The sequence below is a fragment of the Modicisalibacter coralii genome (assembly GCF_004117855.1).
GTDB lineage: Bacteria > Pseudomonadota > Gammaproteobacteria > Pseudomonadales > Halomonadaceae > Modicisalibacter > Modicisalibacter coralii.
This window is the reverse complement of the sequence record NZ_QWBW01000009.1, coordinates 1-13,627: the sequence shown is the minus strand read 5'-3', so window position 1 is coordinate 13,627 and position 13,627 is coordinate 1. Positions and strand designations below refer to the sequence as shown.

At 63.6% G+C, this 13,627-nt stretch carries 14 protein-coding genes and 1 pseudogene; 7 read left to right on the top strand and 8 right to left on the bottom strand.

Annotated elements, in window-relative coordinates; translation table 11 throughout:
- Positions 1 to 174 precede the first annotated feature (174 nt).
- Positions 175 to 726 (top strand): YqhA family protein, encoded by a 552-nt coding sequence (locus D0901_RS05060; protein ID WP_129139210.1) that lies wholly within the window; start codon positions 175 to 177, stop codon positions 724 to 726.
- A gap of 176 nt (positions 727 to 902) precedes the next feature.
- On the opposite strand, the gene D0901_RS05055 is transcribed toward D0901_RS05060, so the two are convergent.
- A complete protein-coding gene (locus D0901_RS05055; RefSeq protein ID WP_129139209.1) occupies positions 903 to 1,784 on the bottom strand; it encodes a LysR family transcriptional regulator in 882 nt (293 codons plus the stop codon).
- Between the two features lie 150 nt (positions 1,785 to 1,934).
- Between D0901_RS05055 and D0901_RS05050 the strand changes: the two genes are divergently transcribed.
- Entirely contained in the window at positions 1,935 to 2,909 is a 975-nt protein-coding gene (locus tag D0901_RS05050) for a DMT family transporter (RefSeq protein ID WP_233440361.1), read from the top strand.
- A gap of 90 nt (positions 2,910 to 2,999) precedes the next feature.
- Here the strand turns inward: D0901_RS05050 and D0901_RS05045 are convergent, their stop codons facing one another.
- Complete coding sequence (locus D0901_RS05045) at positions 3,000 to 4,226, bottom strand: GGDEF domain-containing protein (protein WP_129139208.1); 1,227 nt, start codon at positions 4,224 to 4,226, stop codon at positions 3,000 to 3,002.
- A 210-nt stretch (positions 4,227 to 4,436) separates the two neighbouring features.
- Positions 4,437 to 4,679 (bottom strand): hypothetical protein, encoded by a 243-nt coding sequence (locus D0901_RS05040; protein ID WP_129139207.1) that lies wholly within the window; start codon positions 4,677 to 4,679, stop codon positions 4,437 to 4,439.
- A gap of 55 nt (positions 4,680 to 4,734) precedes the next feature.
- On the opposite strand from D0901_RS05040, the gene D0901_RS05035 reads away from it, so the two are divergent.
- Complete coding sequence (locus D0901_RS05035) at positions 4,735 to 6,243, top strand: DUF2252 family protein (protein WP_129139206.1); 1,509 nt, start codon at positions 4,735 to 4,737, stop codon at positions 6,241 to 6,243.
- Between the two features lie 80 nt (positions 6,244 to 6,323).
- Here D0901_RS05035 and gstA read toward each other — a convergent pair whose 3' ends face one another.
- The gene (gene gstA, locus D0901_RS05030; protein WP_129139205.1) at positions 6,324 to 6,926 is read right to left on the bottom strand and encodes a glutathione transferase GstA; all 603 of its coding nucleotides are present in this window, start codon (positions 6,924 to 6,926) and stop codon (positions 6,324 to 6,326) included.
- Positions 6,927 to 7,045: 119 nt separating this feature from the next.
- Here gstA and D0901_RS05025 point away from each other — a divergent pair, with 119 nt between their 5' ends.
- Together D0901_RS05025 and D0901_RS05020 are read left to right on the top strand one after the other, a co-directional pair.
- A complete protein-coding gene (locus D0901_RS05025; protein WP_129139204.1) occupies positions 7,046 to 7,951 on the top strand; it encodes a LysR family transcriptional regulator in 906 nt (301 codons plus the stop codon).
- 127 nt (positions 7,952 to 8,078) lie between these two features.
- Positions 8,079 to 8,255: a hypothetical protein gene (locus D0901_RS05020; RefSeq protein WP_203234797.1), complete on the top strand. Its 177-nt coding sequence runs from the start codon at positions 8,079 to 8,081 to the stop codon at positions 8,253 to 8,255.
- A 170-nt stretch (positions 8,256 to 8,425) separates the two neighbouring features.
- On the opposite strand, the gene D0901_RS05015 is transcribed toward D0901_RS05020, so the two are convergent.
- Both D0901_RS05015 and D0901_RS21230 read right to left on the bottom strand, forming a co-directional pair.
- Entirely contained in the window at positions 8,426 to 9,187 is a 762-nt protein-coding gene (locus D0901_RS05015; RefSeq protein WP_129139203.1) for an alpha/beta hydrolase family protein, read from the bottom strand.
- Between the two features lie 182 nt (positions 9,188 to 9,369).
- Positions 9,370 to 9,530 (bottom strand): annotated as a pseudogene (locus D0901_RS21230) (IS3 family transposase); the annotation flags it as partial.
- Between the two features lie 253 nt (positions 9,531 to 9,783).
- On the opposite strand from D0901_RS21230, the gene D0901_RS05010 reads away from it, so the two are divergent.
- The gene (locus D0901_RS05010; RefSeq protein WP_129139202.1) at positions 9,784 to 11,025 is read left to right on the top strand and encodes an NAD(P)/FAD-dependent oxidoreductase; all 1,242 of its coding nucleotides are present in this window, start codon (positions 9,784 to 9,786) and stop codon (positions 11,023 to 11,025) included.
- A 110-nt stretch (positions 11,026 to 11,135) separates the two neighbouring features.
- Here the strand turns inward: D0901_RS05010 and D0901_RS05005 are convergent, their stop codons facing one another.
- A complete protein-coding gene (locus tag D0901_RS05005; protein WP_129139201.1) occupies positions 11,136 to 12,014 on the bottom strand; it encodes a helix-turn-helix transcriptional regulator in 879 nt (292 codons plus the stop codon).
- A 110-nt stretch (positions 12,015 to 12,124) separates the two neighbouring features.
- Here D0901_RS05005 and D0901_RS05000 point away from each other — a divergent pair, with 110 nt between their 5' ends.
- Entirely contained in the window at positions 12,125 to 13,306 is a 1,182-nt protein-coding gene (locus D0901_RS05000) for an MFS transporter (protein ID WP_129139200.1), read from the top strand.
- Positions 13,307 to 13,334: 28 nt separating this feature from the next.
- On the opposite strand, the gene D0901_RS04995 is transcribed toward D0901_RS05000, so the two are convergent.
- On the bottom strand, positions 13,335 to 13,627 hold a 293-nt coding region (locus D0901_RS04995; protein WP_162500822.1), incomplete at its 5' end, for a transposase.

Genomic DNA, 13,627 nt, shown 5'->3' with positions numbered 1-13,627 from the left:
TAAACAACGCCAGCTGCCAGCGTCATGTGAAGCCAGCTGGAGAAGCACGCGATGGGCGACAAGCGGATGAAAATCGAAAACATGTTTTCAAAAGCGCCCGAGCGGAACCACACACCTGGGTAAAGTGCTTCGCATTACCTACGATGAAGGCCAAACGACCAGACAGGAGGCATCATGCAAGCGCCGGACAAGCGAGAACCGTCCACAAGACAAAACCGCCGGTTCGAGGAACGTTTCGAGCGATTCCTGTGGGGCTCCCGCTTCCTGGTCATGGCGGCCGTGATTCCCAGCCTGCTGGGAGCCTTTCTGCTCTTCATCATCGGCACGCTGGATATTTGCGAGATAGTCATCGATGCGGCGGCATACTACTTCCTGGGTCAGGGGGTCGATATTCATGAAACCGTCGTGCCGAACATCGTCATTGCCGTCGATATCTATCTGGTAGCCATCGTGCTGCTGGTATTTGGCTTGGGCGTCTACCGGCTTTTTGTCTCTCCGATCGAGCAGGCCGAAGACTATGCGCCCAAGCATCCCTTCAATGTCGAGTCATTCGATCAGTTGAAAGACAAGATCGCTCGCGTCGTCATTCTGGCGGTGATCATCGAGTTTTTTCGCGCCGTGGTGGATATACGCTTTCAGACGCCATTGGATGCCATTTATCTGGCGGTATCGGTCCTGGCCCTGGCAGGCGCTATCTACCTGATGAGCTTCAGCCACCAGAAATAGAGGGCAAACCTCGAATGTGCCGAGCCAATCTGGCACCTTACAGTGGCTCGCGCAACGATGGATCAGACCCTGGCAGAGCGGGGCCACACGTAGACGGTAAGGCTCGGCGGGAGCGCTCGGCACAGTAGACGACGCTGACGTCTGGATGCCCACGGGGCTGTCAGCCAGCGCCCGGGTCACCGCTGCTCCGCGAACACCTCCACGGCCGTATCGATAAAGGCATGAGCGCCGGGCGCCGGGGTGTCGCCGTTGGCCAGCTCCAGCCCGAGTTGACGCCGACAGGGGACCTCCAGCGACAGCGCGCGCCAGCCCTGGCGCTGCCGGGGCAGATGCAGCGACGGCACCAGCGCGACGCCGAGCCCCTCGCCGACCAGCGTCAGCGCGCTGTTCCAGTCGCGTACCTCGAGCTGAAGATCGTCAAGCGCAAGCCCCGCCGCTTCGAACAGCGTGCGGGCATTGCTGGAGCAGCCACCGGTGGCGAGCACGAACGGCTCCTCGGCCACCGCCGCCAGCGCCACCCGCGAGAGGCCCTGACGCACCCAGCGATGATGCGAGGGCACCACCGCGAGCCATTCGTCCTGGCACAGCGTCACCCCGCCACGCAGCGGCGAGGGGTCACAGACCACGCCGATATCCACGCGCCCCGCCGCCAGCCATGCCGCCACCTCGTCGTCGGTGCCCTCCATGGCGACCACCTGAATCCCCGGGTGGCGCTGGGCGAAGACCCGCAGCAGTTCCGGCAGCAGCGTGGCCGCGAACGACGGCAGACATCCCAACCGCAGGCGGCCATGGGCGATACCCTGAGACGCGTCGACCAATTGGCGAATGGTGGTCAACCCATCGACCACCCGGTGGGCCTGTTCGAGCACCTGCTGACCCAGCCGGGTCAGCACGATGCCGCGTCGCTGCCGCGTGGCCAGGCACGCGCCGAGATCGGCCTCCAACGCGGTCAGCGCCTGGCTGGCGCCAGACTGGGTCATGCCCAGCCGGTCGGCGGCACGCGAGAGACTGCCGGTCTCGCCCAGGGCGACCAATAAGCGAATCTGGTTCAGGTTCATGACATAAGCCAGGGTGATATCTGGATTCTTTTGCTGTAACGAGACTTATCTTCGCGCTTCCCGCCAGACTGGGGCAAGTCCTGATCGAGCGGCGCCGGTACGGTCCCGCGGGACTGCCCGTTTCGCGTTTTCTGGCCGAGGAGAGAGCTCATGTCGCGCCACGCTTCCGCCCCCCAGCCCAACCCCCGGTACCAGCACCCAACCGCTCAGGCTGCCGCGGCCGATCCGCAAGACATGGCACCCGGTGCGCTGTGGACGCGCGGCGCGCCGCTGCTTTTCCTGCTGCTCTGGTCGCTGGGCTTCCCGGTCTCCAAGATCGGTATCGAGGCCGTCGATCCGCTGCTGTTCCTGGCGCTGCGCTTCGTGCTGGTCCTCCTGGTGCTCTTGCCGGCAGCGCTCTGGCTGCGCCCGCCGCTGCCGCCCCGGGGGCGTGAATGGGGTCATCAGATCGTGGTCGGGGCGCTGATCCAGACGTTCTACTTCGGATTCTGCTATACCGGCTTCGCTCTAGGCGCCTCGGCAGCCACGGTGGCGTTGATCATCTCGCTGCAGCCGATTCTGGTCGCGCTGCTGGCACCACGCCTGCTGGGTGAGCGGGTCGACGCCCGGCGCTGGCTGGGACTGGGGCTGGGCCTGGCGGGGGCAGCGCTGGTGATCGTGGCACGCGAGGCCCATGGCGGTGACTCGCTGGCAGGGTTGGTCTGCGCCGTCGGCGCGCTGCTCGGCATCAGTGCGGCCACACTCTACGAGAAGCGCTTCGGCAGCCCGCTGCACCCAGTTACCGCCAACGCCATTCAGTACGCCACCGGTCTGGTCACCACGCTGCCGCTGGTGCTGCTGTTCGGCCAGTATCGGCTGGTGTGGTCCGTCGAGATGGTCGCCTCGTTGGGCTACCTGGTGGTGGGCAACTCGCTGATCGCGCTGACGCTGCTGCTGGCGATGATCCGCCGCGGCGCGGCGGCGCAGGTCTCCGCACTGTTCTATCTGATTCCGCCGACGGCGGCGCTACTGGCGTGGCTGCTGATCGACGAGCCGATGCCCATGCTGGGCTGGGTCGGCATGGCCGTCGCGGCGTTGGGCGTTATCCTGGCGGGCCGTGGCCAGGCCACTCGCCGAGAGACGTGAATACGAGGCCAGGCTCCGCAACGCAGGATGTCAGGCTCGAGGAAATCGACAGATCGCGAATCCGGCCGCAGTCGGCCGGCCACGACGGTCTCATTGCAGACCACTATCCTCATTCTCCGCATCACTGCCTTCACCACAGGCCACGACCCGGTCCCTGCCCTCGCGCTTGCCGACGTAAAGCGCCCGATCCGCGCGGGTGATCAGGGCCTGCAGATCGACCTCATCGCCATGAGCCACCGCGACGCCGATGGTGATGCTCAGACGCAGCTCACGCATTTCTTCATCGGCGGGCAGTTCGGCGACCCGTTTCCTCAAGCGCTCCGCAACCCTCAAGGCCCCGTCGGCGCCGGTATCTGGCAGGGCCACCACGAACTCTTCACCCCCGAAACGACCTATCACATCCGTGGGCCGGAGCGAATGCGCACAGACTTCCGAGATCCTGGCCAGGACCCAGTCCCCTTGACTGTGACCCCAGGTATCATTGATACGCTTGAAATGATCCACGTCGATCATGAACAGGCTGAAGGGTGTCTTTTCCACGCGCGAAACCTGCAAGAGCGCCTCGGCCAGCTTCATGAAATGACGGCGGCTATTCAGACCCGTCAGGGCATCCCGCTCGGCGACCCGACGCAATTGTTCCTCCAGCAACTCGCGGTGCGCTATCTCACCGAGTAATTGACGATTCTGGTCACGCTCTTCATGGAGCAGGAAAAATTGCCGGCGCTGTAATTTCTCCAGACGCAGCAAGGCAAAGAAGCCAACACCGTTGGCCATGATCAACAATAACGCGACACGCACCACCCCCATCGATTTAGCATCAACAAACAGGGCTGCAGAGATCAAGAAGCCGATGCTCAAATAGAGGCTGGCGAACGTCACGACCGTCAGTCGATTGGGGATCAGAAGATAGAAGGCCATGGTGGCCACGACCACCGCCGTTACCTGGGTTGAAAGGCTCTCGGGACGCAGGGGAACGATCAGTATGATACCCGTCGCCAGTATCCATAACGGCATGGCATGCAACCAGGTTTCATGGGAGTATCGGTGCCTGCATGCAATGAGAACTGCCAGAATCAGACAGAGGCCGACCACCACCGCACGCATGGTGATCAACCGGTAATACTCTCGGCTCAAGCCCAGGATCTGGTAGTCGGCAATCGCAAACATGCCATAGATCAGCGCCGCCACGACCAACGCAAGCGCGGTTTCGAGCCGCACTCGCGAACCGATCGACCGGCGATACACGGCCTCCTGGTCGACGTCACGGAACTGGCCCGTCAGCCAGTGTACACTGAACTGCTTGTTGATTGATGACAAAAGTCTCTATCCCCTGCACAGGATGCCGTTCCCTAATTTCCAGATAAATCGACCATACGACCTGGATTACCATCAATTTTCGACCCATACTCCTACATTATTTTAATAGAAAACGGCTCCATTCATTAAGAACAAAATCAAGAATCACCGAAAAACCGGGCCGATGCTTTTTCAGAAAAGCTTCCCTCCCGGCACCGCCGCTCACACGAATTATTCGAAGAATAATGCAGGATTTTCACCGTCCTTATCGGCAGACCAAAGCCTTTCTTTAACACCGCTGGCTTCAGCGTCGCACCGGCGCTGGCTACCCGCTCCCGACAGGTCCATAGCGTTTTCAGGATCGCGCATCGCGATGGCAACGACCTGCCGCGGTACCTTCCGCCCCCGGAACGAGCCCGTGATGGCGCCGACAATACCCCCTTTGAGCATGCACCCCGGGCGCAAGTCGTCCATGCTGAAGGGATCGCTGCCCACCGGGCTCACGTGTAGACGAGACAGGAAGGGACCCATGTCGAAGACCGAGAAACACACACGCCAGGCCCTCTACGAACAGGCCCAGGAACGCGGGATACCGGGTCGCTCCACGATGAGCAAGACGGAACTGGCGGCGGCGCTGGAACGCGAGCCCGCCGATCAGGCGGGCCCGGTGGTGGCCACGCGCGTCGATACCTTTCGCCGCCTGGCCGAGGCGGTGTCGGCCGGCGAATTCGTGCTGCAACCCCGCGTGCTGAGCGGCCACGAGCGCCGCCTGCACGTGCGCCAGACGCTACGCGAGGATCACCAGACACGCATTGCGGCATCCTCCGAGGAGGCCGCGATCAAGTTCGACAAGCTGGCCGACTCGCTGTTCTCGTTCTTTCGCGGCACGGCACTGCTGTTCTATCGCGACATGGCCGGCGACGATGCCTGGATGCCCACCGTACTCACGCTGGGCGACGTTCATCCCGAGAATTTCGGCGTCATGCCCAATGTGGACAACGTGCCGATCTTCTCGGTCAACGACTTCGACGAGGCCTACTACGCCCCCTTCACCTGGGATATCAAGCGCGGCGCGGTCGGCTTCATGATCGCCGCGGAAACCGAAGGCGAGCTCAAGCGCAAGCACCGCACCAAGATCGTCCGCCGCTTCGTCCAGGGCTACATCGACGCCATGCAGCGTCTAGCGCACGAGGGGACCGAACGCGACGAGGAGATGCGCTTCGACAACGCCCCGAAACTGATCCGCAAGCTGCTCGAGGACGCCGACGAACGGCGCGCCGAATGGCTGGCCGACGACTACCTCGACGAGACGCGAAGCGGTTTTCGCTCCACCGAGGAACTGGTGCCGATCTCGTCGCGGCGCGACGAGTTCCAGGCGATCACCGACCGCCTGGTCAGTGAGAACACCATCGAGGTGCCGAAACGCGCCCGGGGGCGAGGTAAAAAGGCCATGCACGTGAAAGACGTGGCGATACGTCGCGGGCAGGGCACCGCCTCGCTGGGGCTCAACCGCTATTACGTGCTCATCGAAGGCCCTCGGGGCGACGGTACCGACGACCTGATCATCGAATACAAGCAGGCGCGACGCTCGGCGCTGGCCGGCCTGGTGCCGCCCTCGACCTACGAGATGGATAGCCGTGCCGAGCGCATCAGCCACGCACAGAGCGTTCACCTGGTGCGCGGCGACGTCTTCTACGGTCACGTCGCATTCGACGGCCTGAGCTACATGTCGCGCGAGCGTGCGCCGTTTCGCGACGACATCGACCTCGACGACCTTTCAAAGAGCCAATGGAAGGACTACGCCGGCATCTGCGGCCGCGTGCTCGCCCATGTGCATGCGCTCTCCGACGAGTCCGGCCGGATCGATCACGACGTCGAACCGGCGATCGTCAACGCCATCGGGCCACCGGCACTGTTCGTCGAGGACATGGTGGAATACGCCGGCGAGGCCGCCGACCGCGTGCGCCGCGACCACGCCCTGTTCCGGGACGATCACGCCCGGGGCGCCTTCGAGCAACTGGACTGGGCGCATCGATAAGACGGAGCAGCCACGGCCCTGAAACTCGCGGGAGGGGTGCGTAGCATTGGGCGCACAAGCCGGGTGCCCCCATGCCGCGGCTAAGTTCCCTCCGCGTCACGCGCCTCCCGAACGGCAGGCCTTGCGCCGATCCGTTCACTGTAACGGCTCAGGGCCGGCCAGTGGGCAAGATCGATGGCAAACAACCGGCACCAGTCCATCACCGTATAGAGATAGGCATCCGCGACGCCGAAGCGCTCCCCCATCAAGTAATCCTGCCTTGCCAGCACGCCCTCGAGGTAATCGAAACGCTTGCGGATCTTGGCGCGGAAGCGCTCGCCGGCCGCCGCGGGCAATGAGGCATCGAACAGCGGCGCCAGACCGGCATGGATCTCGCTGTTGACGAATGCCAGCCATTCCTGCAGCCGGTAGCGTTCCCGGCTCGCTGTCGGCGGTGCCAGATCCGTGTGCGGAACGAGATCGACCAGGTACAGCAGTATTGCCGGGCCTTCCGTCAATATCGTGCCATCGTCGAGTTCCAGCGCCGCGACGTACCCCTTCGGGTTGATGGTCATGAAATCCCGACCGTCCTGGGTCATTTTCTTGCGGTTATCGACGCGCACCAGCTCGAATGGCAGGCCCAGCTCACGCAGGACGATGTGCGGCGAAAGCGAGCAAGTCACCGGCGCGTAATAGAGCTTCATCGAAACGTCTCCCTGAGTAGCGACATGCCGTCATTGGCCGTCGGGTCACCAGGGTGCGTCTCGCTCTTGCATCCGTAAAATCGATATTCGATCGCTCAGCTATTAGCTAAACTACTACCATGATGAATCTCACCCATTGGCGCTTGATCGTGGCCGTGGCGGACACCGGCACGATGTCGCAAGGTGCCGAACGCGTCGGCATGACCCAGTCCGCCGCCAGTCAGGCGATCGCCCAGTTGGAGAAAACCCTGGGCGCCACGCTGTTCACCCGCCTGCGTCGTGAGGTGATCCTGACCGCCTTTGGCGAGTCGGTCGTCGAGCACGCGCGCGCCATGCTCACCAGTCTGAACGCCATTCGCGCGCTCGCCGATGAACGCCAGGGTATCGGCAGCGGTCGACTTCGCCTGGGCAGCTTCCCCTCGATCCTCTCGCGCTGGCTGCCCACTCTGCTTTCGACCTTCCGCCAGCGCCACCCGGGGATCGAGATCGTCCTGCTGGAAGGCAGCGACGAGGAAGTCGAATCCTGGCTGGCCGACCGCACCATCGACCTTGGCGTGGTATTGAACCCCACACCGGATCGTCACCCGCTGATACTCGGCCGGGATGCCTGGGTCGCCTTGATCCCGACTTCACATCGGCTTGCCCGGCGCGCCAGCGCGCAGGGCGTCGAGCTGACCGAATTGGTCACACAGCCCTACATCCACGCCAGTGGCGGTTGCCATATCAACGGTCACAGCCTGGCCGAAGCGAGAGGACTGACGTTCAGGGATATCCGCGTGACCGTGAGGGACTGGGCCAGCGCTTGCGCCCTGGTGCGTGAAGACATGGGAATCGCCATCGTGCCTGAATCCGTACTGCCGGAAGACAGGAAAGGCCTGTGCGTGCAGCCCTTGCGGCCGAGGGTGGAGCGCTGTTTCGGGCTGGTCGCAGCGGCCCCCGTGGAAAGTGCTCCTTGCTTGCACACCTTCTGGCAGCATGTGGAAAACGCAAAAACCTCACGTGGACCGCGAGTCCGCAAATCGTGACCCATCACGCGACTTGACTGCCGGTACCGCTGTGACTGGCGCGCGGCCGCCCGCATCGACTCACGCAGGGCCAGACCGCGCTACGCCCCTTCGTGGGGGCTTCGCTGGGGGCATTTATGGTGACGCCGTGAAGGATACCGGCATCGCCGGACTGGAAACCGGCCTCAAGTACTATATGCTGCCGACCACCTTCATCCAGGGTCGAGCCGAGTACCAGTTTCTGTTCGACAGCAGCAACAGCGCCCAGGACAACTATGACGACGGAGCCTGGGCCTATACCGTCGGCATGGGTGTCAACTTCTGAACAGATGACCTCATGCTCGTGAGCTAACCCAGTGGGAGCGAACACCCCGGCAAGCCTCTTGATGGAGGCGCCGGGGTGTCCGTGACCAGCCTGCCGAGGGACCACGTTAGCGACACCCCCAGGCCTCCGCCGGCTCATCGTGACACCGACAACGGCGTGGTCAACGGCGCTCAGCCAGACAAGTGGCGCGCGAAGAAGTCGATCAATCGGGTGTGGTGGGTGTTTTCCGCGTCACTGCGCGGCACATGGTCCTCCCCCTCGTAGTAGTGAACCTCCGGGGTGCGGCCATGGGCCTGCAAGCGGGCCTCGAGCCGACGGGTCATCGCCACCGACCAGACGCTATCCGCCGTGCCGTGGCTAAGGAACAGCGGGCCGGCATAACGCTCGATCTCGATCGGCTGGGTCGGCAACAACGTCTCGGACGATCCGCGCCAGTTCCAGGCGCGGTTGGCGCCATCCCACGCCTGCCAGCCGGGGTCGCCCACGTCACGGAAGGTGCGCCCGTCAAACGCGCCGCAGATGCAGTCCGGCGGGCTGTGCGCGGCCACGGCATCGGCAATGCCCGGCATGCCATCCCGCACCATCAAGGAGGTCATCAGCAAGGCGTGTTCCGCCCCGCGCGAGACGCCATAGAGGCCAACGCGGCCGGAGGAAACACAGAAGCCCCGCAAGGCCTCCAGTGCCGCGACGCTGCGGTCCAACGACACCTCATGAATGCTGCCGGCGTTCCAGACATTGCCGCCCTGGGAATAGCCGAAGGGAAAGGCCAGGAAGCCGTGCGCCGCCAGGATCACCGCATTGCGATGGCTCCAGCCCGACCAGGCGCCTTCCGAGCCGTGCAGGATCATCACCGCGGGAAATGGGCCGTCACCCGGCGGGCCGTAGGTCGTACCCCATTCGGGGAGCAATCGTCGTACGATATTCAACGTCATGCGTGATCCTGTCGGTCCATGGGTTTCTTGAAGCGCTTCGGGTTACATCATCACATCGATATGCCGGGAATCATTCCGATTACTGGTTCCGTTGGGTATCCGGGCAACGCGCTCCCCTGATCTTACCCAGCAATCGTGGACACCGCTCCGAGCGATCATTCGAGCCTCGAGGTCCTCAGGGCTACCTTGAGGCTATGAAAGAAGCCCTCGACACAAGCGTTATGGCAGTAGTTGCCCTTGGCACGCCTGCTGCACATGAGAGCGTGACGGGTGTCAGCCACGACGGGTACCGGGTCGAGCCGTATTGGCTGCTACGGTCGGTGTGTACGATTTCCCCCTTGGGCCCCACCAGGCTCTCTGAAGATAGCATCACGGAACAGGTAATGGCGCGTGCAGACCCAGGCGCCGGCCACGGAAACAACGCCTTTTCATCGCCATGCCATTGGGAAAATACTCGGCATCAATCTTCCAATACAGAATTAAAATCTTAATTATCAGCACCTGGCCGATTTTATGGGAAGTGTTGATACACTCGCTGGTTTGACAGGCCCCGCAACGCGGCGAAGCTATCCATAATTAACGGCAGGGAGACTTTCATGGCCCGCAATATCATCGTTCTGGGTGCCGGCATGGTCGGCGTATCCGTGGCCTGGCACCTGGTGCGTCGCGGCCATGACGTCACGCTGGTGGACCGCCGCGAGCCGGGGCTCGAGACCTCCTTCGGCAATGCCGGCATCATCCAGCGCGAGGCCGTGCGCCCCTACGCCTTCCCCAAGGATATCGGCACCCTGCTGCGGGTGCTGCCCAACCGCCAGGTGGATATCCGCTACCGCCCCACCGGCATGATGAGCGCGGCGGGTCCGCTTCTGGACTACTGGCTGAACTCGAGTGGTGAGCGCTACGCGCGCATCGTGCGCGAGTGGGCCTCGCTGATCATGCGCTGCCAGGAGGCCCACGCGCCGATGATCGAAGCCGCCGGCGCCGAGGCACTGGTGCGCAAGGGCGGCTGGCTGGAGCTTTACCGCACCCGCAAGGAGTTCGAGGAACGCCAGCAAGTGGCCCAGGAGAATCACGAGCGCTTCGGGGTCGAGTACGAGGTGCTGGACGCCGAGGCGCTCTACGCCAAGGAGCCGCACCTGGGCAAGGGGCTGATCGGGGCGATCCACTGGACGCAGCCCTGGATGGTCTCGGACCCCGGCGGCCTGGTGCAGGCCTACGCTCGCAGCTTTGCCGACCAGGGCGGCCAGGTGAAGCAGGCCAGCGTCGAGGATGTGCTTCAGGTCGAGGGCGGCTGGCAGGTCAAGACCAGCGAAGGGGATCTGGAGGCAGAGGAAGTCGTGGTGGCCATGGGCCCCTGGACCGGCGAACTGCTGTCGAGGCTGGGCATGAAGGTGCCGCTGTTCGTGAAACGCGGCTACCACATGCACTACTCCGCCGAAAACGAGGCCAGGCTCAATCACTGGGTGATGGACGCCGAGAAGGGATTCCTGCTCGAACCCATGCGCGCCGGGATTCGCCTGACCACCGGCGCCGAGCTGGCCGACCTGAACTCGCCGCCCCAGTACAAGCAGCTGGCCGCCGCCGAGAAGGTGGCACGCAAGCTGTTCCCGCTGGGCAAGCGTCGCGACAGTCAACCCTGGAAAGGCGCCCGCCCCTGCCTGCCCGACATGAAACCGGTGATCGGCCCCGCCCCCGACAAGGCAGGGCTGTGGCTCGCCTTCGGCCACGGCCATCAGGGCTTTACCCTGGGCCCGGCCACCGGCGAACTGCTCGCCCAGATGATGGATGGCGAAGCGCCCGCGCTGGATATGACCCCGTTCCGGGTCGACCGCTTCTGAGTGCAAAGCAACACGAAAACGGGCGCCCTTGAGGCGCCCGCTTTGCAAGATAGCTTGGTAACAGCGATCAAGCCGAGAACACCCAGTATTAGCCGCGTAGGGTGCAGAAACTAGAGGATCATTACTCCGCGGGACCGCACATCTAGCTTTCCGCTACCGCCCCACTGCCCGAAAGCCTCGGCCTGAGGATCGCCTTCCTGCACGGCATAAACCACCAGGCGCAGATGCCGGCCTTCGTCGACGATGAGACTGGTGTGCTCGAAGTCGACCTTGCCCAGTCCATCGAGATCGAGCGCGCGCACGCCCTGGCATGGGGCGTCCACTTCGTGGCGACGCCACCATTGGCCAAATTCGGAGGAGTGCGCTGAAAGCTCCTTCACCAGGTTGCCGATGGCAGGGTCATCGTCCGCCCGCGCATAGTCGCGGCGAAAGCTGGAGAGAATGCGTGGCGCCTGGGTCGGCCAATCGGCGATCACCCGGCGCAGCTCGGGGTCGGTGAACAGCATCCACAGCAGGTTGCGATACTCGGCTGGTTGGCGGTCGAAGCCGAATACCCGCGCCGCCGCGTCGTTCCAGGCCAACACGTCCCAGCGCAGGTTCAGTACGTAGCAGGGGCGTGTCGTCAGGTCGTCCATCAGGCGCTTCACCAGAGCCGGCACCTGACACCAGGTCTTGCCCGGCTCGACCGGCGGGCGCTGGTGAGTCAGCAGAAACAGATGGTGCCGCTCCGCTGCGTCCAGTTGCAGTGCTCGGGACAGGTTATCGAGAAAGGTCGACGAGACGCCGATCTCGCGCCCCTGCTCCAGCCAGGTGTACCAGGTCACTCCCACGCCCGAGAGCGCCGCGACTTCCTCTCGCCGCAACCCCGGCGTGCGCCGACGTGATCCCGCCGGGAGGCCTACCGACTCGGGGGAGATCCGCTCACGTCGGGTACGCAGAAATTCGGCGAGTTCCTGGCGCGTGCGGTCTAGCGTTCTCTCCTGGGCCATTCTGTTGCCTCTAGTAATAGCATAAACAGTTAAATTGTAACCCTCTAAAGCCGACCGCACACTCCGCGTACTTCCCTGCACTGCCATTCGACATCTCGAGGAAAGTACAGATGACACGCGGAACACATAGCACCACCTATCTGGTGGCCATCGGCGCCTTCGCGCTGGGCATGGCCTCTTACGTCACTGCCGGGCTGATCCCGATAATTCAGGCCGACTTTACGGTCTCGGTATCCGTGGCCGCCCAGTTGGTCACCGCCTTCACGCTGGCTTACGGACTGGGTTCGCCGTTGTGTGTCGCCCTGCTGCCCGCGCATCGCCAGCGCGGAGGCCTGTTTCTGATGCTGGGGTTGTTCGTGATCGCCAACGCAGCGAGCGCGCTGACGACCAGCCTCGCCGCCCTGATGGCCTGGCGTGTACTGGCCGGCATGGCGGCGGGCACCTATCTCGCCATCGGCATTGCGGCGGCCGTTGGCGTGGCACCGGCGGGGGCTCGCGGCAAAACCATCTCGATCATCATGGGCGGTATGGCGAGTGGCACCGTACTCGGCGTGCCGCTTGGCCTGCTGCTGGCAGAGCGTTGGGGCTGGCAAGCCGCCCTGTGGTTGATTGCATTGATCGGACTGGTGGCGCTGGTTGGGCTGATCTTCCGCCTACCGCCCATGCCCGCCGCCCAGGTGGTGCCGATGCGACGCAAGCTCTCCATCCTGACCGACCGCCGGGTCATCGGTCTGCTCGGCATCTCCCTGCTGGCCGCCATCGCCAGTCTGGGCATGTATACCTTCATCGCGCCACTGATCGATGTGCACGGTGAGCGCTCGGTAACGCCCTATCTATGGGTGTGGGGCGTAGGCGGCGTGCTCGGCAGCTTCTTGATCGGCACGCTGGTCGACCACTTTTCGGGCCCCAGACTCACCTTCGCCATCATGCTGCTGCTGGGTATCGCGCTGATCGCCCTGCCACTGCTACTCGGCATCAGCCCCTGTCTGGCACTGATCCCCATCGCACTCTGGGGTGCAGTGGGCTGGGCACTGCAGGTGCCCCAGAACAACGAGTTGATGAAAGCCCGCGAAGCGCAGGGCGACGGCACTCTCGCGGTGGCCTTGAACGAATCCGCACTCTATCTCGGCAGCGCCCTTGGCGCCTCGCTCGGTGGGTTCGCCCTGGCGCTGCAGATGCCTGTCGACACGCTTTCCATCGTCGCCGGGCTCGTGGCGCTATCGGGCATGGGCATGCAGGCATGGTTATGGAAGCAAGCTCATGCACGCGGCATGGTCTGCCCCGATTCGTGAACTCGCCCCGTGGTACTAAGAGCGCCTTTCAAAACCTGCCTTGAAGCTTGTTCAGACAGACCAAGGAACAGCCCAACAGCGTAAAGGCATAATGGATATCGACTCGCCGCTCATAGCGCGTGGTAAGTCGCCTCATCCGGCTCAGCCACGCAAAGGTTCGTTCGACAACCCAGCGATGGCAGCCGAGTCGCTGACTATCCTCGACACCTCGACGAGCAATACGGGGCTGAATGCCCCGTCGCTGACAGGCTCGGCGGCAACGGCGATGATCGTACGCCTTGTCCGCATGGAGTTTGCCGGGACGCCGGCGAGGCCGAGGCC